27 protein-coding genes are annotated in these 26,446 nt (G+C 39.7%); 9 read left to right on the top strand and 18 right to left on the bottom strand.

Annotated elements, in window-relative coordinates; all coding sequences use genetic code 11:
- Window positions 1-129: 129 nt before the first annotated feature.
- Genes ORH16_RS05240 through ORH16_RS05230 form a run of 3 tightly spaced genes read right to left on the bottom strand, consistent with a single transcriptional unit; the run spans window position 130 to window position 2,904 of the window.
- Window positions 130-1,119, bottom strand: a complete 990-nt coding sequence (locus ORH16_RS05240) for a FecCD family ABC transporter permease (protein WP_265456889.1) — start codon at window positions 1,117-1,119, stop codon at window positions 130-132.
- Window positions 1,119-2,108, bottom strand: a complete 990-nt coding sequence (locus ORH16_RS05235; protein ID WP_265456888.1) for a FecCD family ABC transporter permease — start codon at window positions 2,106-2,108, stop codon at window positions 1,119-1,121. The genes ORH16_RS05240 and ORH16_RS05235 overlap by 1 nt, the downstream gene beginning before the upstream one ends.
- Window positions 2,101-2,904 carry an ABC transporter ATP-binding protein gene (locus ORH16_RS05230; protein WP_265456887.1) on the bottom strand — a complete coding sequence of 268 codons (804 nt, stop codon included), beginning with the start codon at window positions 2,902-2,904 and terminating at the stop codon, window positions 2,101-2,103. The genes ORH16_RS05235 and ORH16_RS05230 overlap by 8 nt, the downstream gene beginning before the upstream one ends.
- 155 nt (window positions 2,905-3,059) lie before the next feature.
- Here ORH16_RS05230 and ORH16_RS05225 point away from each other — a divergent pair, with 155 nt between their 5' ends.
- Window positions 3,060-4,019 (top strand): ABC transporter substrate-binding protein, encoded by a 960-nt coding sequence (locus ORH16_RS05225; protein WP_265456886.1) that lies wholly within the window; start codon window positions 3,060-3,062, stop codon window positions 4,017-4,019.
- Window positions 4,020-4,088: 69 nt separating this feature from the next.
- Here the strand turns inward: ORH16_RS05225 and ORH16_RS05220 are convergent, their stop codons facing one another.
- The 3 genes from ORH16_RS05220 to ORH16_RS05210 all read right to left on the bottom strand — a co-directional run bounded on the left by ORH16_RS05220 (window position 4,089) and on the right by ORH16_RS05210 (window position 6,588).
- A complete protein-coding gene (locus ORH16_RS05220) occupies window positions 4,089-4,319 on the bottom strand; it encodes a hypothetical protein (protein ID WP_265456885.1) in 231 nt (76 codons plus the stop codon).
- A gap of 66 nt (window positions 4,320-4,385) precedes the next feature.
- On the bottom strand, window positions 4,386-4,586 hold the full coding sequence (locus tag ORH16_RS05215; protein WP_265456883.1) for a cold-shock protein: 201 nt from the start codon (window positions 4,584-4,586) through the stop codon (window positions 4,386-4,388).
- Between the two features lie 649 nt (window positions 4,587-5,235).
- Window positions 5,236-6,588, bottom strand: coding sequence for an alanine/glycine:cation symporter family protein (locus ORH16_RS05210; RefSeq protein WP_265456881.1), 1,353 nt, complete (start codon window positions 6,586-6,588; stop codon window positions 5,236-5,238).
- Between the two features lie 282 nt (window positions 6,589-6,870).
- Here ORH16_RS05210 and ORH16_RS05205 point away from each other — a divergent pair, with 282 nt between their 5' ends.
- Entirely contained in the window at window positions 6,871-7,707 is an 837-nt protein-coding gene (locus ORH16_RS05205) for a hypothetical protein (RefSeq protein ID WP_265456880.1), read from the top strand.
- Window positions 7,708-8,096: 389 nt separating this feature from the next.
- Entirely contained in the window at window positions 8,097-8,609 is a 513-nt protein-coding gene (locus ORH16_RS05200; protein WP_265456879.1) for a DUF2922 domain-containing protein, read from the top strand.
- 67 nt (window positions 8,610-8,676) lie between these two features.
- Here the strand turns inward: ORH16_RS05200 and rpmG are convergent, their stop codons facing one another.
- From rpmG to ORH16_RS05160, 8 genes are all read right to left on the bottom strand, one after another.
- Window positions 8,677-8,826 carry a 50S ribosomal protein L33 gene (rpmG, locus tag ORH16_RS05195; RefSeq protein WP_010753318.1) on the bottom strand — a complete coding sequence of 50 codons (150 nt, stop codon included), beginning with the start codon at window positions 8,824-8,826 and terminating at the stop codon, window positions 8,677-8,679.
- Between the two features lie 137 nt (window positions 8,827-8,963).
- Window positions 8,964-9,437 (bottom strand): glutathione peroxidase, encoded by a 474-nt coding sequence (locus ORH16_RS05190; protein WP_265456877.1) that lies wholly within the window; start codon window positions 9,435-9,437, stop codon window positions 8,964-8,966.
- A 178-nt stretch (window positions 9,438-9,615) separates the two neighbouring features.
- Window positions 9,616-11,751, bottom strand: coding sequence for a penicillin-binding transpeptidase domain-containing protein (locus ORH16_RS05185; RefSeq protein WP_265456875.1), 2,136 nt, complete (start codon window positions 11,749-11,751; stop codon window positions 9,616-9,618).
- A gap of 460 nt (window positions 11,752-12,211) precedes the next feature.
- Window positions 12,212-14,152, bottom strand: coding sequence for a threonine--tRNA ligase (gene thrS / locus ORH16_RS05180; protein ID WP_265456874.1), 1,941 nt, complete (start codon window positions 14,150-14,152; stop codon window positions 12,212-12,214).
- A 311-nt stretch (window positions 14,153-14,463) separates the two neighbouring features.
- Window positions 14,464-14,640 (bottom strand): 2-hydroxymuconate tautomerase, encoded by a 177-nt coding sequence (locus tag ORH16_RS05175; RefSeq protein WP_265456872.1) that lies wholly within the window; start codon window positions 14,638-14,640, stop codon window positions 14,464-14,466.
- Between the two features lie 109 nt (window positions 14,641-14,749).
- Window positions 14,750-15,301, bottom strand: coding sequence for a GNAT family N-acetyltransferase (locus ORH16_RS05170; RefSeq protein ID WP_265456870.1), 552 nt, complete (start codon window positions 15,299-15,301; stop codon window positions 14,750-14,752).
- A 98-nt stretch (window positions 15,302-15,399) separates the two neighbouring features.
- Window positions 15,400-15,906, bottom strand: a complete 507-nt coding sequence (locus tag ORH16_RS05165) for a DNA topology modulation protein FlaR (protein ID WP_265456868.1) — start codon at window positions 15,904-15,906, stop codon at window positions 15,400-15,402.
- 19 nt (window positions 15,907-15,925) lie between these two features.
- On the bottom strand, window positions 15,926-16,378 hold the full coding sequence (locus tag ORH16_RS05160) for a GNAT family N-acetyltransferase (protein WP_265456867.1): 453 nt from the start codon (window positions 16,376-16,378) through the stop codon (window positions 15,926-15,928).
- Between the two features lie 128 nt (window positions 16,379-16,506).
- On the opposite strand from ORH16_RS05160, the gene ORH16_RS05155 reads away from it, so the two are divergent.
- From ORH16_RS05155 to ORH16_RS05140, 4 genes are all read left to right on the top strand, one after another.
- Window positions 16,507-17,100, top strand: a complete 594-nt coding sequence (locus ORH16_RS05155; protein ID WP_265456865.1) for a YdcF family protein — start codon at window positions 16,507-16,509, stop codon at window positions 17,098-17,100.
- Window positions 17,101-17,222: 122 nt separating this feature from the next.
- Complete coding sequence (gene helD, locus ORH16_RS05150; RefSeq protein WP_265456863.1) at window positions 17,223-19,499, top strand: RNA polymerase recycling motor HelD; 2,277 nt, start codon at window positions 17,223-17,225, stop codon at window positions 19,497-19,499.
- Window positions 19,500-19,518: 19 nt separating this feature from the next.
- Complete coding sequence (locus tag ORH16_RS05145; protein ID WP_265456861.1) at window positions 19,519-19,839, top strand: hypothetical protein; 321 nt, start codon at window positions 19,519-19,521, stop codon at window positions 19,837-19,839.
- A complete protein-coding gene (locus tag ORH16_RS05140) occupies window positions 19,836-20,510 on the top strand; it encodes a hypothetical protein (protein WP_265456859.1) in 675 nt (224 codons plus the stop codon). The genes ORH16_RS05145 and ORH16_RS05140 overlap by 4 nt, the downstream gene beginning before the upstream one ends.
- A 126-nt stretch (window positions 20,511-20,636) precedes the next feature.
- On the opposite strand, the gene ORH16_RS05135 is transcribed toward ORH16_RS05140, so the two are convergent.
- Window positions 20,637-21,359, bottom strand: a complete 723-nt coding sequence (locus ORH16_RS05135) for a YebC/PmpR family DNA-binding transcriptional regulator (protein WP_265456858.1) — start codon at window positions 21,357-21,359, stop codon at window positions 20,637-20,639.
- 107 nt (window positions 21,360-21,466) lie between these two features.
- The gene (locus ORH16_RS05130; protein ID WP_265456856.1) at window positions 21,467-22,621 is read right to left on the bottom strand and encodes a nucleotidyltransferase; all 1,155 of its coding nucleotides are present in this window, start codon (window positions 22,619-22,621) and stop codon (window positions 21,467-21,469) included.
- A 134-nt stretch (window positions 22,622-22,755) separates the two neighbouring features.
- Between ORH16_RS05130 and ORH16_RS05125 the strand changes: the two genes are divergently transcribed.
- Both ORH16_RS05125 and ORH16_RS05120 read left to right on the top strand, forming a co-directional pair.
- Window positions 22,756-23,484: a hypothetical protein gene (locus ORH16_RS05125; protein WP_265456855.1), complete on the top strand. Its 729-nt coding sequence runs from the start codon at window positions 22,756-22,758 to the stop codon at window positions 23,482-23,484.
- Window positions 23,485-23,488: 4 nt separating this feature from the next.
- On the top strand, window positions 23,489-24,013 hold the full coding sequence (locus ORH16_RS05120) for a hypothetical protein (RefSeq protein WP_265456853.1): 525 nt from the start codon (window positions 23,489-23,491) through the stop codon (window positions 24,011-24,013).
- A 198-nt stretch (window positions 24,014-24,211) separates the two neighbouring features.
- Here ORH16_RS05120 and ORH16_RS05115 read toward each other — a convergent pair whose 3' ends face one another.
- Window positions 24,212-25,708, bottom strand: coding sequence for a sensor histidine kinase (locus ORH16_RS05115; RefSeq protein WP_265456850.1), 1,497 nt, complete (start codon window positions 25,706-25,708; stop codon window positions 24,212-24,214).
- Complete coding sequence (locus ORH16_RS05110; RefSeq protein WP_265456848.1) at window positions 25,705-26,427, bottom strand: response regulator transcription factor; 723 nt, start codon at window positions 26,425-26,427, stop codon at window positions 25,705-25,707. Before ORH16_RS05110 ends, ORH16_RS05115 begins: the two co-directional genes overlap by 4 nt.
- Between the last annotated feature and the right edge of the window lie 19 nt (window positions 26,428-26,446).

Below are 26,446 nucleotides of genomic sequence, written 5' to 3'. Positions count from 1 at the left end.
AAAAACAGTTAGTCTCCGTACCGTGAATTTACAGTATAACTTTGTTTTGTGAACTCAAAATCAATTCATGATTTCAGCCATTCCCACAAAAAATTATACTCCAGATAGGTCTAACTATTTTTCAGAAGGTTAATAACTCTTGCGCATTAATAAAAAGACAAAATATGGCGCTCCAATTAAGGCAACTAAAATTCCTGCGGGGATTTCTCCGGAGGCTAAAATATTTTTCCCTAAAGTATCACCGGCTAAAACAAATAGTGCGCCGATTAAGCCACTAGTGAGATAGGTGCTGATTTTAGCAGAACCCAGCAAGCGTTTGGCTGCGTGGGGCGCTAACAAACCAACAAAGGAAATACTGCCGGCCATTGAAACACAACAGCCTGCAATTAAAATGGCCAATAATAAACTGACCTGCCGTAAATTTTTGATTTTTACCCCTAGACTAATCGCCGCTTCATCGCCAAAGCCTAAAACTTCTAAAGCTTTGATTTGAGTCAACGTAATAGGCAGTAAAATAATCAAAGCAACTGTCAAAATCAACACATACTGCCAAGACACACCCCAAATACTGCCAGCGAGCCAAGAGGTCACAAAATTATAGGTCTGCTCTGACATATTGACTGTCAAAAACAAGGTCAACGCTGAAATGCCAGCATTGACTGCAATCCCTGCTAACAAAAGCCTGTTGACAGTGATGCCTCCGTGACGGCGGTGGGCTGTCAGATAAACGACACTGCCAGCCAATAAACTGCCCAAGCTAGCAAATAATGGTAATAGCCATGGCCGGCTGCCATCGCTAAAAAAGCCGAGATACAATAAGACGAATAAACCAGCCCCGCTATTGATGCCTAAAATACTTGAATCCGCTAAATCATTGCGGGTGACTCCCTGTAATAAAAAACCAGCAAAGGCCAAGCCGGCGCCAGCTAAAATAGCCACCAGTGTACGGGGCAATCGAAAATTAATTAACAACAGACGTTGAGTCGCCGTGCCGCCGCCTTGAATAATTTGCCAAAAAGTTTCCAATGATAATTGATTGCTACCACTCAATAAAGAAATAATAAATACCAGTAAAATCAAACAGCTTAAACTGCTAATTGCAAAAACTTTTTTTGACATCAGCTTTCCCTCCAAACTAGATAAAGTAAGAAAGGTACGCCGATTAAAGCGACCAAAATTCCAAACGGCGTTTCAAAGGGTGGATTGACCATGCGGGCGCAGACATCGGCTATCGTCACTAAAAGTCCACCGAAAATGGCTGAAAAAGGAATTACCAGACGATAATCATAGCCGACAAGACTGCGGACAAAATGCGGCACAATCAAACCGATAAAACTGACTGAACCCACCAGAGAAACGGCAATGCCCGCTAAAAATAAAACCACAACCATCGTCAGCCCGCGAATACGACTGGGATTTTTCCCTAAGCTGATTGCTGTCTCATCTCCCATACTCAATAGCGTAATGCTTGGCGCAATGAAAAAGCTAGCAATTAGCGCCACGAAAAAAATAGGACCGACAATTTTTAACTGCGCCCAAGTCACATTGGCCGCTCCGCCGACAAACCAAAACGCCAAATCCTGTGATAGATTAAAAGATAGCGAAATCGCTTGGCTCAATGAAGTCAGCAAGGAGTTGATTGCCGTCCCTGCAAGAATCAAACGCAGCGGCGACATGCCGCCTTTGGCATAGCGGGTCACTAAGTAAACTAAACCAGTCGCCAACGCCGCTCCAAAAAAAGCGGCCAGACTTATCACTAAATAATTACTGCGGGAGAAAAAAGCAAACACCAACGCCATACTTAACGCTGCCCCGGCATTGATTCCTAACAGACCCGAATCAGCCAGTAAATTGCGGGTAGCGCCTTGCATCATGGCGCCGGCAACTGCTAAGCAAGTGCCTACTAAAAACGCTGCTAAGGTGCGGGGCAAACGAATATCACGGATAATTAATTCTTGTTGAATGCCGCTGTCAAAATTCAAAAAACTTTTTACAATTGTCGTGGTATTGACTTGCGAAGCACCAAATCTCAAAGAAATAAGAAAAACCACAACCATTAACATAAGTGAAAAAAATAGTAGCAGGCGCCAATTTATTCGTCTACTCATCTTGATCACGCCCTTTAAGCAAGTCGTAGGCTAAAACGATTGGTTTATTCGTTTTTTGATTCAAAATAATCTCGGCTTGGATTTCAAAAACCTCCGACAAGTTGTCCTCTGTAATCACCTGCTGAGGTGTGCCTGTGTGCAGTAGTGTGCCGCTTTTTAAAGCTAACACTTGGTCAGAAAATCGCGAAGCCAAATTCAAATCGTGAATCGACATGATAATCGTTTTACCGTGTTCTTGATTAATTTCCTGCAACAATAATAAAATTTCCAGCTGATGAGCAGGATCTAAAAAAGTTGTCGGCTCATCTAAAATTAAAAATTCAGTATCCTGCGCCAAGGCCATCGCAATCCAAACTCTTTGCCGCTGACCTCCAGATAAGGTCTGCATACTCCGGTCAGCCAATTTTGAAAGATTGGTGACTGCTAAAGCCCATTGAATTTTTTCTACATCCTTTTGACTAAAACTGCTAAAACCTTTTTGATACGGATAGCGGCCAAAGGAAACGACTTCTTGCACGGTTAAGCCTGTGTCGGACTCACTGCTTTGAGCTAACAAGGCAATTTTTTTTGCAACTTTCTTTGTACTCATTTGAAAAATCGAATTATTTTCTAAAAGAACATCCCCTTGCCTTGGTTGCAACACACGGGCTAGTGCTTTTAATAAAGTCGACTTGCCACTGCCGTTTGGCCCGATTAAGCTGGTGATTTTTCCTTTTGGAAAGGACAGGGATAATTCTTGGATGATTAATTTATTTTGATAGCCCACGGAGAGACTGTTTGCTGTTAAAGTTGTCATGAAAACCCTCTTTTATTGAAAATCATTCTCAATTATCCATCGAAAAAAGCATGCCGTCAATAGTTTTAGCAGAAAAAAAGTTATTGACTTTTAAAATGAAAAATTTGATAATAACAAATGAGAATAGTTCTCAATTATTTCAAAGGAGTTTATACATGATTAAAAAAAAGAATTTCACAGCTATTTTAGCTGCCGGATTTATTTTGTTCAGCTTAACAGCTTGTTCAACGGGTACCGATTCAACAGCCTCCTCCACCGAGACTTCGACTGATGCGTCAACTAAAGAAGTCACGGATTATTTAGATCACACTTTAACTGTGCCAACTAATCCAAAACGAGTGATTGGAACTTATCTCGAAGATTATTTAGTTTCTTTAGATGTGACGCCAGTTGCGCAATGGACAGTCGGCTCTGGGAGTGTCTTAAGTTATTTACAGGACTATTTGACCGACATTCCCACTTTAAATTACGACATGCCTTATGAAGATGTGTTGAGTTTTGAACCAGATTTATTATTTGTTAGCTCTTCTGATTTAGTCGAAGGCGATAAATATACACAGTACAGTCAGATTGCCCCTACTTATGTCGTTGAAAATGGCGACGGCGTTACTTGGGAGGATACTTATCTGGATATTGCCAGCGTTTTAGGTAAAGAAGAACAAGCCGAAACGACAATTGCCCAATATCAAACAGATGCAGAAGAATTAAAAAATGAATTGACAGATGCAATTGGTGAAAAATCAATTGCCGTCTTATGGGTCACTAACAATAGCGCCTTTGTGGTAGCAGAAAATCGGGCGAGTGGTACACTTTTATATGAAGACTTAGGCTTTCAAGTCCCGAATGTTGTCGCTGAAATTTCCGAAAGCGCCACTGCTGACTGGTCTGCTATCTCCACAGAAGCTTTAGCTGAATTGGATGCTGATTATTTAATTTTAGTTGATAGTGATGAAGAAGCCGCCCTTTATAATGAAAGTGCGTGGCAAAATATTCCCGCTGTTGCCAACAATCAAGTCTTCTCCTTTGATTCCAATCACAGCTGGCAATATACCGGCCCAATTGCAACGCAGATGATGCTTAATGATGTGCGGGAAGCTATCTTAGGAGCGGAATAAAAAAATAATTTACTTAACCTCAAAAAAAGCCGCTACTTGATTCACATCAAGTAGCGGCTTTTTGACTTGCTATTTAATTTTTTTAATTCGGGAATAATTGATTACTGTTTTATTGTTCAGCTGCTCGTATTCATTCGAGCCGCTTTTATCAAGGCTGACAATCGCTGAGTTGGTTAACAGGCGGACAATTACCACAGCTTCGCTCTTGTGATCTTGCTCAATCATCACAGTTTCCCCCACCGCAAATTTTTGTCCCAATGCGGAAGGAATCGGTTCTTGATTACCATAAGTCTTTGCCATTCAATACTCCTCCATTTCAAATTAAAAAAAGAAGACCATCGCTGATCTTCTTAAGGAATTAACAAACTAACCTTTAACGATGTTAGTCGCTTGAGGGCCACGTTGACCGTCTTCGATATCGAAAGAAACAGCTTGACCTTCATCTAAAGTTTTGAATCCGTCACCTTGGATAGCTGAGAAGTGAGCAAACACATCTGTTCCGTCTTCTGCAGTGATAAAACCAAAGCCTTTGTCTGGGTTGAACCATTTTACTGTACCGTTATTCATAATAAGTACCTCCAAATACACATCAATTGTGCTTATTTGCAATATAATCATGAAGTGTAAGAAGAAGCATCAAAAATTATTCGTTAATGATAAACCAATTTCACAATCAAATTCTATTACATCAATAACCTTACCACGATAAAGATTTTATTACAAACTATTTGTGAAGAAAATTGAAATCTCATCTCTAAAACTTAAGGTAAGCGTTTTCTTGTTAAGTTTTACAAATTAGCTTGACAAATAAAAAAGCCGCAACACTGTTACAGCAGAAATTCTTCTGTCGCAACGCGTCGCAGGCTCCTTTTATTCCGGTGTTCCGATTAAAGCGATATAACTATCTATGTTAATGATGCGCATATGCTTGACATTAAATTGACCACGCTCATTATATTTCCCTTTCACTTCGATTGTATACTTGTGCATCGGCAGCGACAAAACGTAATTTGCGAAAATTTTATTTTTAATCACGCAATTGATACATTCGTCGTTTTCCCAAATTAACATTCCAGTGATAGCATAGGGCTTCTCTCTGAACACTTTGATATGTGTAAGTAATCCAGTATGAGTTTCCATGCATTTAGGATACACAGTTATGCCTTTGAAGTCAAAACATTTATCAGCAAATTGTTTTGTGCTATGAACAAATGATTTAATCTAAAGAATCATACTCAACCGTTGTTTTCTTGATTGTTTTTGTCAAAGCTAAAATGGCCAAAATATTTGGAATAATCATCAAGCCATTAAACAAATCTGCCATACTCCAGACAAATTCGACTTTTAAAGAGCTCCCTACTGCAATAAAAATCGCTACTAAAACGGCATAGATGGGCACGGCTTTTTTCCCAAACAGATATTTTATATTGGCTTCTCCAAAAAAGTACCAGCCAATTAACGTAGCATATGCAAACAATGTCACACAAATTGCAATGAAGGGATAACCAAACCCGCCCAAAGTTTGCGAATAGGCATATTGAGTCAATTCAATTCCGTCAAGAAAAGCGCCGTTTTCCATCACACCTAATGAATTGGTTGTCAAAATAACAAAAACAGTCATCGGCAGCAGAATAATCGTATCAATAAAGACTCCCATCATCGCCACTAAGCCTTGCTTTGATGGATGGGAAACTTTGGCAAGGGCGTGGGCATGGGGCGTTGACCCCATCCCAGCCTCATGGGTGAACAAACCCCGGGCAATCCCAAAACGAATGCTCTCTCTGACACCGACACCAAGTACACCTCCCAGAACCGCTTCTGGTTTGAAAGCTCCCACAAAGACATCTTTCAGCGCCTCAGGAATACTTCTAAAATTAATGATTACTACAATAATGGAAACAACCGCAAAAAAGACCGCCATCAATGGTACGATTTTTTCAGTAACGGCTGCCACTCGCTCTGTTCCGCCAATAAAAACATAAAGACTAGCTAAGCCTAATAACGTTCCCGTTAAAAGCGGTGGCACTCCAAAGGCCGCCTCCATGGCTTGACCAACTGAATTTGCCTGCACCATATTGCCCATAAAACCCAGCGCCAAAATTAATAAAATCGCAAAGACAACTGCTAATACTTTTCCCAGCTGTCCTTTAAAGGCAGCTTTAATATAATACACCGGCCCACCGACTACTTCATTGCCCCGTTTCGTTCGAAAAATTTGCGAAAGAGTTGCTTCCGAATAAATTATCGCCATCCCCAATATTGCGCTAATCCACATCCAAAAAACCGAACCTGGGCCGCCCATAACCATTGCTGTTGCCACACCCGCCAAATTTCCGGTACCAATTTGCGCTGCAATCGACGTCATCAACGATTGAAAAGAGGTCATCCCCTCTTCACCAGCTTTGTCTCCTCGAAAGGAAATATTGCCAAAGGTTAATTTGAAACTCTCCTTCAATTTTCTAAATTGAATAAAGCGAGTCTGGAATGAAAAATAAATTCCTGAAAAACATAAAAGTGCAATAATAATATAGTCCCATAAAAAATCTCGAATCCCATTAATAATAGCCATTTTCTCCAACCTTTACTCTTTTTATGAATAAAATTGTATCACAATCCTTAGAGTTAGAAAACACATTTAAAAATTTAATCAAATTTTCATAATCGAACTACTCTCGTTTTTATGATGAACAGGTTTTTTAAACTAATTTTTCCGAAAAATTTTTGTTTCAGCTGTGAGAATTTTTATTCGAACTGAAAAGTTTTTATTTCCTCGCGAGAAAAAACCTTATTGAAGCGACTGAATATGCTAAAATTATTTTAAAGAATAGGATGAGAGATTGGGGGAAATATCATGAAAAAGAGAAAATGGGTTATTTTAAGTATAGCTGGGTTAATTCTTTTGCTGCTTGGAGGTGGAACCTTTTACTGGTATAACAATATTCAATTACCTCACCAAGAGGCCATTTCAGAGTTTGATGCAGTCAAAGCCGATAGAGAAGCAGACAATGACCAGCTGACAGCAGCCATTGATGCTGCCCAAACTGTTTTAGATTCTGGTGAACAGCCCTATGATTCTGAAACTTTTACCGCATTGGAGCTTTCAATCGAAAACGCAACATCAGCGCAAAACAAGATTCCAGAGCTACCAGACAGCACCGCTGAAATTATTACCCTTTCTGAACAATTAGCAACTCCCTATGACTATTCAGAGTTTCTCCATGATTTAAAAATTAAAACGACTGCTGCAAATGTCAGCATTATTCAGCTCAAACAAGTCACAGCACCAACTGAGCAATTTATTGTTGAAAAAATTGCACCCTTATTAGCAACCTCCATGACCAGCTACCAACCCGTCACTGAAACCGACGACCCTAACGGAAATCTCAATAAACCTGGTGGATATACTGCTACTATTTATTTTAGCTCTCCATTGATTAATCAAGATGAAGTCTATGGAAATACGCTGATTGAAAAAGGTACCGAAGCTGGCGGCGCTATCGAGGTCTACGCCAACGTTGAGGATGCAACGAAAAGAAATGATTATCTCGCCATTTTCGATGGCGGCCCGATTAATTCGGGGTCGCACAATCTTTACGGCACAATTGTCATCCGCACCTCAGATAAATTAACCGCCACTCAACAACAAGAACTGGAAGCAGAAATTGCTAACACACTGCTGGCGGTGTGAAAATAAAAAAGCTGAAGCTCACTTTTAGTGGAGTTCAGCTTTTTTTGTGGGTTGGAAGATATTTTGGATGCTGTGGTGGTTGGGATTTAGGGGATTTAAAAAATAGGAATGCCTTAAGAATTTTCTTTATAGCTTTGATTAAAAGGCTCCGATTTATCTTGATATAGATCAGTCTCTAAAAAACAATTTTATGCAACCAAGCAGATAAACAAAATCAATTTGTTTTATAAAATTCTGATGATAAATTCTATTTAAAAAGAAATTATGCCTGCCAAAGAGAAATAAAAAAGTTGCGACAAATAATTATTTTGATTTTCCTGTTGATTTTTCCGCCGCTGAAGTTGTGTATATAGTGAGGACTCGATTTTGTATAAAAAGGAGTGCACATCATGCGAAAATTACATTTACAATTTAAAAATGCGGACGGTAGCCGCAAAACAATTATCATTAAACTTTGCCATCAAAATTTATCACCGGAAAGCGTGCGTCAAGCAATGGAGGACTTAATCGCTTTAAAGCTTTTTGAGCGCAATGGCATCCAGCTTTATACCGAGATTGTCGGGGCGAAGTATGTGGAAACTCGTGTTACTAAAATCTTTGATCGCTTTACTCCAAAGGATACTTCACCTGCCGACTTACAAAAAAGCACTTCCAAAAAGCTTTCGCTTAAAGAGGAACCGCAGATTGCCTCTACCTCCGAAAAACGAAAAGAATATCAAGAAACCATTGAAATGGCCAAACTACTGAGAATCGAATATAAGCAAGAGCTCAATCTATTTTTATCTGAAAAACAACAGCAAAGTTATCAAATTTTCTTGATAAGAAGGTTGCTGTGGCTTTATCTTGCGAAGAATTGCCGAGACAGAGCTTTTATTTCATTTTCGATGGTTAGGATTCAGTAAGCAATTTAAGAAAATAAAAAAGCTGAAACCCTTATAGCAGAAGGGTTTCAGCAGATTACTAAATAGCTTATTTAGTTTCGCGGTGTAAAGTAACTTTTCTTTCGCGTGGGCAATATTTTTTCTTTTCCAAGCGATCAGGGTTGTTACGTTTATTTTTGCTTGTTAGGTAGTTACGTTCTTTACAAGAAGTACATTCTAATGTAATGTTTACGCGCATGATTTTCCCTCCCCTTGTTTTCTAGAGTCAACTAAGATTGCTCTCAGACTTTAATATATTATCATGAACAAGGGAAGAATACCAGTGTTTTAATAAATTTTGTTAAGTAGTTTTACTTGACGAATAAATGTATGCTTTTAAAGTAGTTTTTCAATATCTGCTTTGATTTCTTCTGGTTTTACAGTGGGTGCGTAGCGGGCAACGACTTCACCGTCTTTATTGACTAGGAATTTGGTGAAATTCCATTTGATAGCTTTGCCGGCCAGACCACCCTGTTCTTTTTTCAAAAATTGATATAATGGCGCTTCGTTTTTACCGTTGACATCGATTTTTGCAAAGGTTTCAAAGGTGGTTGCGTAGTTGAGTTGACAAAATTCGACAATTTCCTCATTGGAACCTGGTGCTTGATGGCCAAATTGGTTACAGGGAAAATCCAGAATTTCAAAATCTTGGTCTTCAAATTCTTTATATAAGTTTTCCAATCCTTCATACTGCGGTGTGAAACCGCAGCCGGTTGCTGTATTGACAATCAGCAAAACTTTCCCCTTATAATCGGCCATAGATTTTTCAGTGCCAGAGACTTCTTTTATCTGATATTCATAGATACTCATGTGAATTCCTCATTTCCTAAAATTTACTATATTTTCTTCCATCTTCTTCATAAATGCAATTAATCAAACTGAACTCCACAAAGTTTAGCTAAAAATATAAAAAAATAGGTTGGCACATTAAGTACCCAACAAAAAGAAATTTTTGTCTTGAGATACTTAGGTGCCAACCTGTAACGCTTTAGCTTTCTGAATTGTAATAAGCGTTTAAAATTTGTAAGGCAATGCTGGTGTTTTCCCCCCCGGCAGTCGTTAACTGCGGTAAGATAACCGAGATTGCGATGTCATTACCATCATCCGTTCGTGTGTATACGACCAGATTACTATTGTCTGTATTGACAGTCGTTCCGTTTGCAGTAATATATTCCGTTTCAGCAGTCCCGGATTTTGCATAAGCCGTAACTGGTGACGCCTGCAAAGCTCGCACAGTCGTTAAACTACTAGAGCCGTGAACCGCATTGTACATACCTGTATCAATAATATCCCACTCAGCTTGGCTCAAATCACTGATTTGGCTCAGACTATTGCCGCCTAGATCTTGAATCAAATTATTGGTGTCAATATTTCCTGAAGCATCATTGCCGTACACGCCATCGACTACATGGGCCTGGACACGATTTCCATAATTGTGAACTGTCGAAACATATTGAGCTAATTGCATCGCTGTATAGGTATCAAACTGACCAAAGGATAAATCGAGAATATTACCGGCATCGATATCTTCAAAGTTCGTCGGCACGTACCCCGTATTTTCATTTGGTAAATCTAAACCAGTTGATACGCCCATTCCAAAAGCAGCGTAAGTTGCCCGCAATTTTGCATAAGCATTTTCCTGCGTATCAGAATTTGCATACGGCAGATTCATGCCCGAGGTATATTCTAAGCCCATCATTTTTAAAGCTAGCTGCATCATGTAAGAGTTGGAAGAATATTCTAAGGCCTGTTCAGTCGTAATGTTCATCGTACTAGATTTATTAAACCAAGAAGATTTTGAAGCCGTCCCTGCTAAACGAATCGGCTGATCGACTAACGTTTGGTTGCCGGAAATTAAATCATTTTCATAGGCTGAAGCAACTGTCGCAGGTTTGACTGTTGACCCTGGTACAAACTGGTTCAAATAAGTTCCTGTGATATCAGCCGACGTTGTCGTAGTTTCTTCTTCATGGGAAACTCCTGCCATTGCCAGAACGGAGCCGTCGTTAGGATCCATTACAACAACATAAGCTCCTGGTGAATAAAGTCCCGTTGAGCCGGCAATGCTGTTGAAAGTTGTTTCAACAATGCTTTGCACTTGATTTTGAAAATCACTGTCAATCGTCAGCATCAAGTTATTGCCCTTTGTACCAGCTTCCGTCTGCGTACGGGATTCAATCGAGCCATCAGAATTTAGGTTAACCGTGTATTTTGATTTGGTTCCTTGTAAAACATTTTCATACTGTAACTCAAGATTGCTATTACCGACCCGATCTGTCAGTAGATAACCTTCTGATAAATACTGTTCAGCTGTATCCGCTAAAAGCCCATCCTGCAGATTTCCTAAAAGCCCGCGAATATTTGCATTGTCCGTGTATTGACGAGCCCAGTCGGTGCCGGTTGATACGCCATCTAATTCTGCTTCGTTCTCAGCAATGATAGCCACCTCGGCATCAGAAACATCGGTATTCTTAATGAAAATTGTGTTCAAAGCAGACGCTTCATTCATCTTAGTAAAAATTGTCGCAATTTCTAATTCTTCATCGGAAAACACAATTTGCTCAGCTGAAACTTTTGCCACCACAGCGGCATACATTTCACTGGTGCCCAATTCATCGCCATTTTCATCTTGTTTTTCAGCATCGGTCATGGAGGCAACTACGGCATCATAATTGTCCGAATTGGCCAAGAAATAATCCTTCAAATCCCGTTCGGTTAAATCTGCATCGACGGGTACGTAAATCAGATTAGCCACTCGTTGAGCGATTGTCAAAACAGAAGCGGAGGAAACATTATTCCCACGAGTATAGGTGATGGCTTTGTTTGCTGTATTAGCAGCCAAAACATTGCCGCTTGCATCGTAAATCATGCCCCGCGGTGAGCTCTGAGTAATTTCAACAGTGTCTGAGGTATCGACTTGCGCTTCAATACTGGAAGCTTCAATAATTTGGACGTAGCCCAAGCGAGCAATCAACGCCACAAACAATCCAAAAATAACTAGAAATAATAAATTTAAGCGGAAAGGAATATGTGATCGTTTGCCGGGTTTTTGCTGTGGCTCCTCGCCCCCCGAAATCAGTTTGCCCACGAAGGCCTTCGTGTCAAACTTATCATTTTTTTTCATTGTATCCACCTTTCCAAAATTTCTACAAATACCTGTCTTATTGTAGCGAATTTTCCCCTAAGAAAAAAGCCTTAAAGGAGGAATAAATAAATATTTAAAAATTTTGTCCGTTCTCGGATGTTTCACAGTTACACAGCGACAAGTTTTCATTTCCAAAAAAAGCTTGCTAAATCAATTTTTAAGACTGTCAAGCGTTTGTGAAACAAAATAAAAATTTTGTTGATGTGGATAACTAAAAAAAGCGTAGCTGTGCCATTAGTCTTTTTTAACAGATGAAATCCCGAAGTATCTTGTATTTGTCTCTGTAATTCACTAGGGCCGCAAAACAAAAAGTACATTTGTTCTTGCGACCCAGTAAATCCTCGAAACAAATCGACAACCTTGATTGCTCTTTTTAGATAGTATTCGTGAATTTCTCTTCTGTTTTGACTAATGTCACCGCTACACTTGCTAAAAAATCTTAGACTCTGCTGTAGTTTTTGACATCTGCTGCCATTGATTCAACAAAAACATTTAAATCTTCAACGGCTGTTTCTTTGCTGCCATAGCGACGAATATTGACAGTCACTTCTTCAAGCTCTTTATCGCCGACAACAATTTGATAAGGAATTTTTTGCGTTTGCGACGCCCGAATTTTATAACCCATTTTTTCATTGCGATCGTCGACTTCAACCCGCAGACCTTGCTCTTGCAACCGTCTTTTCACTTCATAAGCATAATCGCTATGGGCTTCAACGGAAACTGGAATAATTGTTGCCTGAATTGGTGCCAACCAAGTTGGAAAAGCGCCTTTATAAACTTCAGTCAGATAGGCGACAAAACGTTCCATTGTAGAAACGATTCCTCTGTGAATGACCACAGGCCGATGAGTATTTTCGCCATCTTCACCGACATAAGTTAATTCAAACCGTTCTGGTAATAGGAAATCTAATTGAATAGTTGATAAAGTTTCTTCATTACCTAACGCAGTTTTAACTTGGACGTCTAATTTTGGACCATAGAAGGCCGCTTCTCCTTCGGCTTCAAAATAATCCAGCTCTAAATCATCCATGGCTTCCTTCAGCATCTTTTGGGCATTTTCCCACATGGCGTCATCGTCAAAATATTTTTCCGTATTATTAGGATCACGATAGCTCAGACGGAAACGATAATCAGTCACGTTAAAATCAGCGTACACATTAATCATCAAATCTAAGGTCCGTTTAAATTCATCTTTAATCTGATCTGGACGCACAAATGTATGCCCATCATTTAACGTCATTTCCCGCACCCGTTGCAAGCCAGATAAAGCACCAGATTTTTCATAACGGTGCATCATACCTAATTCGGCAATCCGAATTGGCAATTCCCGATAAGAATGGATATCGTTTTTATAAACCATCATATGATGAGGACAGTTCATTGGACGTAAAACCAACATTTCCCCGTCTCCCATATCCATCGGCGGAAACATATCTTCATGGTAATGATCCCAGTGACCAGAAGTTTTATACAACTCGACATCTGCCATGATTGGTGTATAAACATGTTGGTAACCCAAACTGATTTCTTTATCTGTAATATAGCGTTCAATTGTTCTACGAATCGTTGCTCCTTTTGGCAACCAGAAAGGCAAACCAGAGCCGACTTCTTGAGACACCATAAATAAATCAAGTTCTTTGCCTAATTTACGATGGTCTCTTTCTTTAGCCTCTTCTCGCATTTTGATAAATTCCTTCAAAGCTTTTTTATCAAAAAAGGCTGTCCCGTAAATTCGTTGCATCATGTGATTATTGGAATCACCCCGCCAGTATGCTCCGGCCACTGAGAGCAATTGGAAAATCTGCATGCGGCCTGTTGACGGTACATGAGGTCCCCGACATAAATCAATAAAGTCTTTTTGTTCATACGCAGTGATAATTTCATCAGCCGGCATTTCATTGATTAATTCAACTTTATAAGGATCACTTGCAAAAATTTCTAGCGCTTCTTCTTTTGTCAGCACCTTGCGGACAATCGGATTATTTTCTTTTACGATTTTCATCATTTCCGCTTCAATTGCTGGCAAATCTTCAACTGTTACTGGATTTTCACCGTTATCGGTATCGTAATAAAAACCTGAATCAATTGCCGGACCCACACCAAAATGAATGTGAGGGAACAAACGGCGTAGTGCATTGGCCATTAAATGCGCCGTTGAATGCCGTAAAATGCCTAAAGCATCTTCATGATCGGGAGTTACAATTTCAATTGTACCGTCCTCTTCAATTTCACGGTTTAAATCAATCAGCTCACCGTTAAATTTGCCGGCTAGCGCTTTTTTAGCTAAACTTTTTGAAATTCCTTCTGCAACATCAAAGGTTGTCACACCTACCTCGTATTCACGAATGGCGCCATCAGGAAAAGTAATTTGAATTGACATGGAAATCCTCCTTTATTTTGATTGATTGAAGAACCGGACAAATAAAAAAGCCCTAGTATCTGTCTAGATACTAGGACGAATCATCGTGGTTCCACCTAATGTTTGAACATATTGTTCCTTGAACGTGATAACGGAACGACCGCCTCTGGATTTAGCAAAGGTTTAAAAAAGTGGTCAGCACTTGCGGATTTAGAAAACTTACAGCCGGGGTTTTCCTCTCTAAAAAATCTTTAACAAGCTCTGTTGTCTTTTTCTTCAATCAATTATAGAAATTATTTAAACACTTATTCAATGAAAATGCAAGTAAAAATCTAGCGCCACTCGCCACCTTGCGCATAAGTCCCTTTTTTCATCTCATTAATAATCACATGGATGTTTTCCTTGGGTGCACCAGAATTCTTGGCAACAACCTCAGTGACCTCCTTGACCATTTTTGTCAGCTGCTCTTGCGTGCGACCTTCTAAAAGTTCAATGTGAACAAATGGCATGATGTTTTCCTCCAGAAATTTTATTTTTTTATTTTCATTAAGTTTAGCAAAACTTGACAAAATTTGCTAAGAATCCCGTGACATAAATACAACTTTTTTCTATCTTATTTCATTTCTCTTCATTCAAATTAACCAAAACCGCAGTCCCGTGTAACTTGCTTATACCCCGCAAGGATTCCCGTTTTTCTCGGCTCGTTTCTACAAAACCATTTTTTTCTAGCACACGACTGCTAGCAGCATTTTCTATCAAATAATGTCCAACTAATTCTGTAAGCTCCATATCAGCAAATGCTAATCGGATGATTTCTGCGACTGCCTCTGTCGCATAGCCTTGATTCCAGAAATTTTTATTTAAGGTATATCCTAGTTCTGCTGACTGTTGGTCCTCAGCTAATCGCAGCGTAATATGACCAATCATTTTGTAATTTTCCTTCAAGATGATGGCATAGCGGCCTAATGGTTGAGCCAAATTCCACAATACCAGCGACTCTTTACTTTCAGCCAGTGACGTTGTTGGAAAGAATTCATAGGTCAACGTCTCTTCATCTGAAATATATTCATGGTAATCTAAAAGATGGTCAAGTTGCAAAGGCTCTAGCAAGAGTCGCTCAGTTTTTAAATACTGCTGCTTTGCTAATACAACCAATTTATTTTCTTCCATAGAACTCTCCTTTAAAATAAATCTCAAATCTGCAAAAGTTTACTATCAAAATTTCCTGTTGAACTGATGTAAAAAATAGGTTTGCAGAAAAAAATTTATCAAGAAATTTTTTGATAAAAAGCGTCTAACTGTTTTTGATTTTTAATTAAGACAACCTTTTGCGGATAGCCTTGCTGGATATCAGTAAACATTTGCCGACGTTCTTTGGTGCGACCTTGATAGAGAACCCACCAGATAAAATCCCAATCCAGCTTTTCAGGATTGCCTTCTGCCATCGAGGGTCGGGTTTTGCCACGATAGGTCAGATATCTTTTGAAGACCCGCCACAAAGCAGCAAATCTAGAAAAGGTCATGATAATTATTTGATCAGCGGCGGCAATTCGTTCTTCGAAAAAAAGTGTTTGATAATTGCCGTCAATTATCCAAGCTGATTGCTGCAAAAAGGTTTGCACTAGCTCTTCTTTTTCTGCGAAATCACGCTCCTGCCAGTTTTGGGTAAACTGAACCGAGTCTAAAAAAAGCAGCGGTAATTTTTTCTGCTCGGCCAAATAGCTGGCCAGTGTTGATTTGCCGCTGCCAGAATATCCGACAATTTGAATTTTCATAAGACCTCCTTAAAGGTGTTTATAAATCAATAGCTAGACGTACCATATCCTTTAACACTAAATTATTTTCAATAATCGGTTCTGGATAGTGTTTAACAAAAAAATCTTGTTCAATCGCCACCATACGAAAGCCGCATTTTTGATAGAGATACAATTGCTCAAAACCAGTCGAGCCAGTGCCAATCTCCACTCTATGGTATTTAGCTTTACGGGCGTAATCCAAAGCAAATTGAATTAATTTGGTAGCGATACCCTGCCCACGAAAATTGGCATCGGTAGCGATATTGACAATTTCTAATGTGTCTGGTCTCGTTGGCAATAACACCATGATGCCGACAACTTTGCCAGCTTTCTCCATGCCAAACACACGGCTGCGATTTACATACGCTGCCACCAACTCTTTTGCGGGGTCGGCGTCTAATAAAAGTGCCCATTCAACTTCAGTTATTTCTGTAATTTCATGAATCTCCATTAGTAGTCCTCGTTTTTCTCTTATTATAACAAAGTTTATCTTCAAAATTTATTTAAAATATTGTTTTGTTCTCGAAAAATGCTAAGAAGACTGCTAGACTGTTCAAGGAGAAATGGAGGCTTCACAGCGTGAGGAAAAAAATTTATAAAACACTGATTGCAAGTGTTGCACTTATTTTCATCTTGTTCACTGGCGTTGGCCTGTTGATTTTTTTGCTAATTTTTTCAAAACGCAAGGCTCGGCCAAAAAAGTCAGCTGAAACCATGCTGATTTTGGGCACTCAAGTAAAAACTAGCCACGGCACCACCCTTCCTAGCCAAACTTTAAAGGAACGGCTGGATACCGGCTTTACTTACCTGCAACAACATCCTTCAACCACAGTGATTGTGTCTGGTGGCCAGGGAGCCGACGAATCAGCTAGCGAAGCTGCGGTGATGAGTCGCTATCTACAGCAGCGTGGTCTAGCCAAAGAGCGAATTATTGAAGAAGATCAGGCGACAACCACCAAAGAAAATCTGCAATTTTCTCATCAGCTTCGCTCTTTAACGGATGCCGTTTTAGTCACTAGCGACTTTCATATGTACCGTAGTTTACTGATTGCCAACCATCAAGGGCTGCATCTGCAGGGCTTAAGTGCAGCCACTGAAAATTCCTCAAAATATTACAGTTATCTGCGGGAAACTTTGGCGCTGGCCTTCACGCTGTTGAAAATTTATCTTTAATAAACAGCCTTTTGTCTTTTTAGCGCTGGCTATGCTATAATTTTTAATCGCAAATATAAAAAAAATCACGAATAATTTACCGACTGAAGCGTTTAGGCTGAAGCTAAAGGAGCTCTTTTGATTTGAAAACAGAACGTCAATTAGAACAAGGACATGTGGCTGAAACTATTGCCATTATCGATAACGAAACACAATTATTAAAAAAACAACAACAGGTTGCCCAATCGATTATGAAGGAAGCCAGCAGTCAAACCGGCGAGCAGCAAATTCGCTTTGGCTCGGATGAAGCTTTTTATGAATCGGCGATGGATTATCGCCTGCATGAGCAGGAATTATTAATCCGCTATAAAACCTTGGAGGCCCAAGAAAAACGCCTAAAAGCGCTGGATATTATGGAGGGCAATCCTTATTTTGCCCGAATTGATTTCACTGAAGAAGCCGAGCAGGAAAAACTTTATATCGGCATCGCCTCTTTAAGAGATACGAAGGAAAATCCAGTGGTCATTGACTGGCGGGCCCCGATTGCAAATCTGTATTATGAAAGCGAGCTTGGGGAAACTTCCTATGAAGCCGTCGACGGCTGGCACGATGTCAGTCTTGATTTAAAGCGTCAATTTAAAATTCGTGATGGCGAAATCCAGTCGATGGTGGATACCTCCGACACCTTGACGGATGATTTTTTGTTGGATATTTTGGATGAGACCTCCTCTGATAAAATGAAAAACATTGTTTCAACTATCCAGAAATCGCAAAATGCTATTATTCGGGACAAACACAAACACCTGATGGTCCAAGGGATTGCCGGTAGCGGCAAAACCTCGGCGTTATTGCAGCGGGTCGCTTATATTATTTATAGCAATCGCAAATGGCTGGACCCAGAACAAGTGTTGTTATTTTCTCCCAATCATTTATTTAGCGATTATATTTCTACCGTCCTGCCTTCATTAGGGGAAAGCGGCATCCCGACGGAAACCTTTCAGATTTTCCTGAGACGTCTGTTGCCACAATATACGATTATCAATGAAATGCAACAGGAGGAGAATTTTTTAACCGGCAAGGAAAATAAAAGCAATCGCTTAAAATCTGGTATCAGTCTGCCGGCCTTTTTAGATAAATATGCGGCTTCTATCACTGAGCTGGGACCTTTGTTTAGCGATTTGAAAATTTCCGGCGAAACCATTATTCCAAAAGAAAAAATTCGTTTTTGGTATCAAGAAACCAATGATCAGTTGCCGATGTATCAAAGAATGCAGCTCTTACAGACGAAGCTCTTGAAAAAAATCGGCGGACTCCAAAAGGACGAAGCGAAAAAAGATTGGGTCAAAGCTGCCGTTGAAGCGGTGATTGATGAAGTAGTCGCCAACGATCCAAATTTTGAAGACACGGAGCAAAATGAGCGCAAACTTCGTCGGAAATTAGCTCAAAAAATTGTGGCAGAGCGCTTTAAGCCGCTAGTCAGAAAAATTCATCGCTACCGCTTTATTAATTATGGCAAACAGTATTTACATTTTCTACAATCAGTCCCGCAAAGCATTTTGCTGGCCCGCAATGTCAGCCCAGCCGAATGGGCGCAAAATAGTGGTGAAGTTAAACAGCGTTTGCGCCAAAAGGAACTTTTACAAGAAGACGGCGTCCTCTTTTTCCTTTTAATGAGTAAAATTTATCCTGTGGATGTCTATCAGAAGGCTCGCTTCATTTTCATCGATGAAATGCAGGACTTCTCTCCTTCACAGGTTTGGCTTTTAAGAAATTTATATCCACGAGCTGGCTTTAACTTCTGTGGAGATTTGAATCAAAAGGTGTTTGATAACGAAACGATTGTCACCTTGATTGACCAGCTCTTTCCTGATCAAGAGGTACATCAGTTTGAACTGACTACTAGCTACCGTTCTACCAAACAAATCACTGATTTTTCCAGTTTTCTTTTGGCTGAAGAAAGCCCGATTGAAGCCACCGCTAGAGATGGAAAACTGCCAGTCCTCCTGGAAACTGACAATCAAGATGCGGGAGTCTTGCAACTCTCTGCAAAACTCACAGAATTTTTGCAAAAAAATTCCTACTGGCGCACAGCCATCATCGCTAAATCTTTGGCGGATTGTCAGGCGCTGTATCGCTCCTTAGCAGAAGACTTGCAAGTTGAGCTTCAATTTATTGAAACAGAAGATGATTTCATGAAAAAACAAATTATTTTGATTCCCGCTTATTTAGCAAAAGGTTTAGAATTTGACCAAGTTTTTCTTTGGGATGCCAATGAAACGAACTTCAATTCGCCACAGGATCAATTGATTCTTTACACAATGACCACTCGTGCCATGCATGAATTAACAATTTTTACCAATGGTCCAACTAGTCACTTTTTACAAGCTGTTCCAGAAACGGCTTATTTACAAGAAGATTAAAAAATCTTTTAGGCAACAAATGAAACGCCCAGTCAATTTTTTGAGAAAGTTGATTGGGCGTTTATTTTGTGGAGGTGTTTGTGAAACTGATGTAAAAAAGGAACAATACTTGGTTTCAAAACTTATAAAGATTATCAAAATTAATTTTCAGCAAATAAAAAAGCCGTTTAAAATGTTTGTTCAAATTTACCAAAACTATCAAACGCTCATTTTATCGCCGCAAAAACAAAACCGAAAGAAAATGATAACCTTTCGTAAATCTCCTTTAAAAGCTCTATCTCAGTCGCTAAATTTTTGTTATCATAAAAAAAAAGTGATTATTTTCGGAGGCATATTGTGAAAAAAATATTGGGAATCCCTTTAGTTCTAACTACAGCTTTACTTTTGACTGCTTGCTCAACTGATGACACGCAAACCGATTCATCCTCCAGCAGTGAAACCGTCAGCAGTACTACGACAACTGATTCAAGTAGTTTAAACAATTTGAGCACATCAGCAACGGAAACCTCCACAGCTGATTCTGAAGGCTCGACACCTGCGATTGAATTAGGAGCAAAAGAAAATCCAGCGCCATTAGGTCAGCCGTTGAATTTTCAATTTAATTTTACTGACCAAAACGATGCGCTTCAGTCCGCCATGCTTTCAATCAACTTGACCAATATTGCCACCGGTGAAGAAGCCTACTACCAAATGCATGATTTGGACCCTTCTAATCCAAATGTGCCTGAAGGGCAAGAATGGCTCTTGTTTGAAGTGACCATCATGATGAATGCAGAAGACGCTACTGCACAAGTAACCCTTGAAAATACGTTTAGCATTGAAAATGCTGAAGGACAGCTGATTGAACAAACCTTAAGTCCTAACATGGCAGAACAGGCTCTGCAAACTTCTATTTTAAGTAACGGCGCAATGGTTAGCGGCAAATTTGCCTTAATGCATCCAGTTGGCGATGCGTCGACCATTGTCTTTACCGCCCCTGATGGCACAACACAAGCTTACTGGCATCTATAAAAAAAGACTGTGACATTAGTTAAAACAGAACTGATTTTTCCGAATTATCTTATATTTGGCAAACACCACCAATTACAAGATAATTCGGAATTTCATCTGTTAGAAACTAATGCGCAGTCTCTTTTTCTATTCTTCAGCGTCCGCTACGTTATGGTAAACGTTTTGAACGTCATCTAAATCTTCTAAGACGTCAATCATTTTTTCAAATTTTTCTAAGTCCTCACCAGTTAACGTCACTTCGTTTTGCGGAATCATTTGCATTTCTGCAATTGAAAAATCTTCAATGCCTTTTTCCTTCAAAGCTTCTTGAATAACGTGGAAATCATTTGGTTCACCGTGAACGATGATTTGGCCATCTTCTTCAACGACATCTTTGACATCGATATCTTTTTCCATCAAATATTCTAAAATATCATCGGCATCATCGCCTTTAAAACCAAACAAAGCAGTGTTATCAAACATATAGGCAACAGCACCAGAGACACCCATGTTTCCGCCATTTTTACCAAAGGCGGCCCGCACGTCAGCGGCTGTCCGATTGACATTATTTGTCAATGTATCCACAATCACCATTGAGCCATTTGGTCCAAAGCCTTCATAGCGCAACTCTTGGAATTGTTCATCGCCAGAGCCTTTTGCTTTTTCAATCGCCCGGTCAATAATATGTTTTGGTACGTTATAAGTTTTTGCCCGTTCAATAACGAAACGCAATTTTTGATTGGCATGGGGATCAGGATCACCTGATTTTGCTGCTGCATAAATTTCGATTCCGAATTTTGCATATACTTTACTGTTGTTTGCGTCCTTGGCGGTTTTTTTCGCCACGATATTCGCCCATTTACGACCCATTTGTCTCACTTCGCTTTCTGCAGTTTATTTCTTTAAAAAGAAATTCATCCTTTAATATTATACTCGCCCACGGCTTTTCTGTGAAGTATTTTCTTTGATTCGCGATTTTAAACTCTAATCGGTGGTCGTCCAAAATTTTCCTCGGGGATTTTAGCATCTGCTAGTTGATACACCCGATCCAGTTTAACCGTCAAGTTCCACGCTGAGCCACTTTCTTTACTGAAGCGGCTCAGCCATGGCAAGTGGCGATTTTCGCTGATAAAATGTTGACCACTTTCTGTAAAGCCTAAAATTCGCAATTGCGAATTTGCTTGTGCTTGTATGACTTCCTCTTCGGTCACTTTTCCTAAAACATAAAGACAGAGCCGTTGCAATCTAACCCACGTATAGCGTTTGCTTTTTAAAGCTTCAATAAAAGTTCCAAAATCCTTAGCTGTCACAACAGCTTCTTTAAATAAATATTCCAACCCTTCATTCATCTGATAAATCTTTGCTAAATCCTCTAAGCTGCTAGTCAGAATTTGATATTTTAAATAAGGCCACAGTTTTTCCCAGTCAATCAGCGGTGAGTCCTTTAATGTTGCCGCCATTTCTTGCGGCATAAAATCATCAACGGCTGCGTTTTCCTTCAGCAAATTGCGAATCGCTGTCGCGCTGGCAATATCACCGTTACCGGCTTTTTGGTCATGATAGCCGGCCTGCTCCCGCTGAATCGGCAACAGTTTCATTGGCTGAGGATACTTGGCGTTTTCTTTGGCATAGCTCAGGCCCAAAATATGATTCGGTGTAGCAAAATCCAATTGATTCTCAGGGTAAATTTTGCGAAAGACGGCGGTCATTTTTTGCGGATAATTTAAATCACTATCTGCTAAGCTTTGAAATGTTTCGTCAATTAGAGGCTGCTGCTGGCTAACAAACTCACCAAATTTTTGATAATCAAAATGGTTTTGACTGTCTGTCCCAAAACAAAGGGCCTGACAATTTATTTCCTGCAGTATTTTGACAGCCCCTTTTGCAAAATAATCCGCAGATTGGACTGACCATTGAACAGGTAATTCCAAGACTAAATCGGCGCCATTTAATAAAGCAGCGTTGGCCCGTTGCCATTTATCGACAATCGCCGGCTCGCCTCTTTGCAAAAAATTGCCACTCATCACAGCAATCACAAGATCCGCTTGACTTTCCTGGCGAGCCTTTTGCAGATGATAACGATGCCCGTTATGAAAGGGATTGTATTCAACAATCACACCACAAGTCTTCACAGTTTTCCTCCTCATTTAACATAGCTGCCATAATCATAGCTTAAAAACTTGGGAATTTCCAAACAAATCCTTACAGTTTTCATAAATTATTCACAGTTTACTTTTATAATTAGTTGATAAAGAGGTGACTAAAAATGCAAGAGTTGCGCTATGCGCTGTCGGGGGCCCAGTATTACAAAAAGCAATCGATTTTAACCGGTATTGTTTTAGGGCTTTTTATTTTTATTATCAGTTTGTTATTCAATTTACGTTCCAGTGCACAATTGCTCTATATGCAAATCTTGCAAAAAATCAGTTACTTCAGCTCAGACACCAGCACACCTTTTTCAGCAAATCGATTAGCATCGGTTGAGGAGGTTTATGAAATTGCCATTCTCGTAACGATTGCGATTTTTGTTGTTCTGATGTTTGCGATTTTATTTTTCTTTTTAAAAAATAAATTAGCTGAATTACTTAATTGGAAGCTTCTTGGTTTTAACTTTTGGCAAATTTGGGGCATTTCCCTTTTAGAATTGCTGATTCCCCTTTTATTTGTTTGTTTGATTATTGTGACTTTATTATCAGTTTTTGATAGCTATTATGAAACGCTTTTGCAACAAATAAATTTTGGCGTATTGCAGCATTTGACAAGTGAAAATCTAGCGAATCAATCGTTAGCAGTCGCCACCAACGATACTTTTTCTGTGACCTTCTCTGATTTAAGCAGCTCGCTGTTTTATATAAATTTTGAAGAAGGCTTTAACCTACTGATGATTTTACAAAACTTTGCTAAAAGTTTAGGCTTAGTGCTCGTCCTTTTGAGCCTGATGCTCGGGCTTTGGCAGTTCATCGGATTACGCTTTTTAACCAAAAAATTGAGGTGAGGATATGATTGCAACACCCGGAGCATTAGACAACCAAAAATCAGGACTCTTCATTCATCTAGATTCCTCTGAAAATATCGGCCAGCAATTAAACCAAAAGCTGGCGCAACAACTGGTCAAGCCAGATAAAAATTTAGCGATTATCAGCAGCAATCAAGAGGGACAGATACTTGGTATCCCCTACCTTACCGTCAATGATACCCTTTATCTTGGCAGTAAAAAAAATAGCATCAACGAAACCGAATTGCAGGCTTTAGCAGCTGAATTAGCGATTCCCACTGCTAATTTTCAAAAGAAGTTTTCAGAAGTTACTTTGCTAAACGCAATTAAGCTACAGCTGTTGTTGGCCCTAATTCAAAATAAAAAAATTATCTATCTAAACGATTTTTTTGATCAGCTAGATACCAAGGAAATTCAGCACCTGCTGATGCTGTTGCACCAAGTGGCCTACAATGAACATTTGGAAATTTACTGCTATACAAATAATATCGCCATTGCCAACAGCAATTATGTGGACGCTACATTTTAAAATAAGTTTCATCCCACACTGTGAGTTTGATTTTACTGCAAAGTAAAAGTCGAGCTTGCAGTGTTTTTTTGTGTTGACTATTCCTCTTAACTAAAGAACTTCATCAATTAGGCGGTTCTGAAAAACTTGACGGCACAATAAAATACCGCCACTAACTACCAGCCCATTTTGGCTATAGTTAGCGGCGGTTCTTTATTCTTATTTACTGCTTTCTTCAGGCAGCTGCGGCTTTTCTTCCCCATCAGCCAATTCAATATCAGGGAAGGAAATTCTAAAGGTTGTCCCCTTACCGGCTTCACTCTCCACCTCAATCGAACCTTTGTGCAATTTGACTAACTGTTGCACAATCGATAAACCTAAACCAGACTCACCATATTTCGTGCTGGTTCTCGAAGGATCTGCCTTGTAGTACCTCTCCCAAATATTTTTCCGTTGGGCTTCGTCCATGCCGATACCCGTGTCCGTAATTGATACGATGGTTTCCAGGTAGCCTTTGTCAACAGCAACTGAAATGGTGCCGTCATTGGTAAACTGAATAGCATTTTGTAAAATATTAACCATAATCTGAGTAAACCGGTCATAATCTGCAAAGACATCGACTGCGTCTGTGGTCAGCAATTCCAATTTATCATTGGAGGCTTGGGCTTTACTTTCCAGCTGATTTAAAATTTTCGCCATTGTTTCCGTGGCGTCAAACTTCTTGATCACAATGCTCAACTGATTGGTCCGAATTTTTTCGTAATCGAGATTTTCCGTAACTAAGCGAATCAAACGCTCCGTTTCCGTCTGCATCAAATGAATCGCATTTTCCTTTTGATTCTCAGGAATCGCATTGTATTCTAAGCCCTCTAACAAGCCTTTAATCGTCGTCAATGGCGTCCGCATTTCATGGGAAGCATCCGCCATAAACTGCTTGCGGCGTTCCTCCTGACGTTCGATTTCTTCATTTGATTCTTTTAACGAGCCCGCCATTTTATTGAAATCTTGCGCTAATTCATCAAACTCATCTTTGTTGTGATTGGGAATTTCCACATCAAAATTCCCTTCAGAAATTTGCTTGGTAGCCTGCTTCAAACGATTGATTTTTTTGACTTGGAAACGGGCAAAATAATAACTCATGATTAGGGCGATAAATAAGGACACGATAAAACCTTTGATTAAGTTTGAATTAATCGCTTGGATACTTTGTTGCAGATTACGGGCAGGTTGGCTAGTGACTAAAACGCCTAAAAACTCGCCAGTAGAACCATTATACATTGATCTGAACACGTATGAAGTTGTTTCTGTTTTGCCGTAAAGATCTGTGCTCAGGGTTTTCGTAATCATTTGTGTATTATTATCATCACTGAGTTGCGCCCATTCACTGCTAGTAATCAAGACTGAGCTTTCTTCAACAGAAGATTCCGCATTTTCAGTTGCTGAGACATAACTTAAACTGCCGTCCGTTCCAAAGATAGCAAAAGTAACACCTTGTGGACTAAATAAGTTGGATGCCGAATCTAAAACCTGATTAAACTGCAATTGTGAATTATTTTTTGCCAAATTAAATGCAGAACTCGAATAACTAAACAGCTGCTGATAATTATTCTGCTCCATGGTGTTTCTGGTCAGTTGGGTGAAAGAAAAGCCAATGATCAGCATCACGATAATGATGACTGACCAAAAGGCTAAAAGTTGTTGATAGAGGTATCTCATTGTTCAGCACCGGAGTCGTCGAATTTATAGCCGACTCCCCAGACGGTCTGAATAACTTGTGGACCGACCTTTTCAATTTTTTGCCGCAATTTTTTGATATGGGCATCAACCGTCCGCTCATCACCAAAATATTGATAATCCCAGACTAATTCCAGCAGCTGTTCTCTGGAAAATACTTGCCGTGGTTTGTTGGCTAAAGTATGAAGCAAATCAAATTCCTTCGGCGTCAAGCCTTCAATCAACTTACCATTGAGATAAGCTTCCCGGGTTTTAGTATTCATTTTGAAATGATCTGTTTGCACATCAAAACTATTATCACCGCCGCCTTCACTCGGTCCAGCTGTTTCGGCAATTTCTGAACGACGATGCAAGGCTTTAATTCGAGCAATCAAGGTCAACGGGCTGAAGGGTTTTGTCACGTAATCATCCGCACCCATTTCTAAACCGATAACTTGATCACTTTCTGAGTCGCGGGCCGTCAACATAATAATTGGCACCGTGGAGGAAACTTTGCGAATTTCTCGACCAATAACCATACCATCCATCGTTGGCAGATTTAAATCCAAGGTGACCATATCCCATTTTTCGGGTTCAGCTAAAAAGGCATCTAGGCCCTCTTTGCCGTCATATTTAAAGGTTGCATCCCAGCCTTCGTTCAAAAAGAACATCTGCATCATCTCAGAGACAGATTCATTGTCTTCAATCATTAAAATATTCATCCATTTTCGCTCCTTTTAC

The organism is Enterococcus sp. HY326 (assembly GCF_026157065.1).
GTDB lineage: Bacteria > Bacillota > Bacilli > Lactobacillales > Enterococcaceae > HY326.
This window is presented reverse-complemented; position numbering and strand designations above follow the sequence as displayed.

What these genes read in the sequence shown, in the direction of transcription:
- ORH16_RS05240 (WP_265456889.1), bottom strand. Translation starts at nt 1,119, where the DNA reads ATGTCAAAAAAAGTTTTTGCAATTAGCAGTTTAAGCTGTTTGATTTTA.
- ORH16_RS05170 (WP_265456870.1), bottom strand. Translation starts at nt 15,301, where the DNA reads ATGGAAGAAAATAAATTGGTTGTATTAGCAAAGCAGCAGTATTTAAAA.
- ORH16_RS05220 (WP_265456885.1), bottom strand. Translation starts at nt 4,319, where the DNA reads ATGGCAAAGACTTATGGTAATCAAGAACCGATTCCTTCCGCATTGGGA.
- ORH16_RS05215 (WP_265456883.1), bottom strand. Translation starts at nt 4,586, where the DNA reads ATGAATAACGGTACAGTAAAATGGTTCAACCCAGACAAAGGCTTTGGT.
- ORH16_RS05230 (WP_265456887.1), bottom strand. Translation starts at nt 2,904, where the DNA reads ATGACAACTTTAACAGCAAACAGTCTCTCCGTGGGCTATCAAAATAAA.
- ORH16_RS05110 (WP_265456848.1), bottom strand. Translation starts at nt 26,427, where the DNA reads ATGAATATTTTAATGATTGAAGACAATGAATCTGTCTCTGAGATGATG.
- thrS (WP_265456874.1), bottom strand. Translation starts at nt 14,152, where the DNA reads ATGTCAATTCAAATTACTTTTCCTGATGGCGCCATTCGTGAATACGAG.
- ORH16_RS05235 (WP_265456888.1), bottom strand. Translation starts at nt 2,108, where the DNA reads ATGAGTAGACGAATAAATTGGCGCCTGCTACTATTTTTTTCACTTATG.
- ORH16_RS05175 (WP_265456872.1), bottom strand. Translation starts at nt 14,640, where the DNA reads ATGCCATTTGTTCACATTGAACTTTTAGAAGGTCGCACGCAAGAGCAG.
- ORH16_RS05125 (WP_265456855.1), top strand. Translation starts at nt 22,756, where the DNA reads ATGCAAGAGTTGCGCTATGCGCTGTCGGGGGCCCAGTATTACAAAAAG.
- ORH16_RS05210 (WP_265456881.1), bottom strand. Translation starts at nt 6,588, where the DNA reads ATGGCTATTATTAATGGGATTCGAGATTTTTTATGGGACTATATTATT.
- ORH16_RS05225 (WP_265456886.1), top strand. Translation starts at nt 3,060, where the DNA reads ATGATTAAAAAAAAGAATTTCACAGCTATTTTAGCTGCCGGATTTATT.
- ORH16_RS05115 (WP_265456850.1), bottom strand. Translation starts at nt 25,708, where the DNA reads ATGAGATACCTCTATCAACAACTTTTAGCCTTTTGGTCAGTCATCATT.
- ORH16_RS05205 (WP_265456880.1), top strand. Translation starts at nt 6,871, where the DNA reads ATGAAAAAGAGAAAATGGGTTATTTTAAGTATAGCTGGGTTAATTCTT.
- ORH16_RS05190 (WP_265456877.1), bottom strand. Translation starts at nt 9,437, where the DNA reads ATGAGTATCTATGAATATCAGATAAAAGAAGTCTCTGGCACTGAAAAA.
- ORH16_RS05135 (WP_265456858.1), bottom strand. Translation starts at nt 21,359, where the DNA reads ATGGGTCGTAAATGGGCGAATATCGTGGCGAAAAAAACCGCCAAGGAC.
- ORH16_RS05160 (WP_265456867.1), bottom strand. Translation starts at nt 16,378, where the DNA reads ATGGAGATTCATGAAATTACAGAAATAACTGAAGTTGAATGGGCACTT.
- ORH16_RS05120 (WP_265456853.1), top strand. Translation starts at nt 23,489, where the DNA reads ATGATTGCAACACCCGGAGCATTAGACAACCAAAAATCAGGACTCTTC.
- ORH16_RS05165 (WP_265456868.1), bottom strand. Translation starts at nt 15,906, where the DNA reads ATGAAAATTCAAATTGTCGGATATTCTGGCAGCGGCAAATCAACACTG.
- ORH16_RS05185 (WP_265456875.1), bottom strand. Translation starts at nt 11,751, where the DNA reads ATGAAAAAAAATGATAAGTTTGACACGAAGGCCTTCGTGGGCAAACTG.
- ORH16_RS05200 (WP_265456879.1), top strand. Translation starts at nt 8,097, where the DNA reads ATGCGAAAATTACATTTACAATTTAAAAATGCGGACGGTAGCCGCAAA.
- ORH16_RS05145 (WP_265456861.1), top strand. Translation starts at nt 19,519, where the DNA reads ATGAAACGCCCAGTCAATTTTTTGAGAAAGTTGATTGGGCGTTTATTT.
- rpmG (WP_010753318.1), bottom strand. Translation starts at nt 8,826, where the DNA reads ATGCGCGTAAACATTACATTAGAATGTACTTCTTGTAAAGAACGTAAC.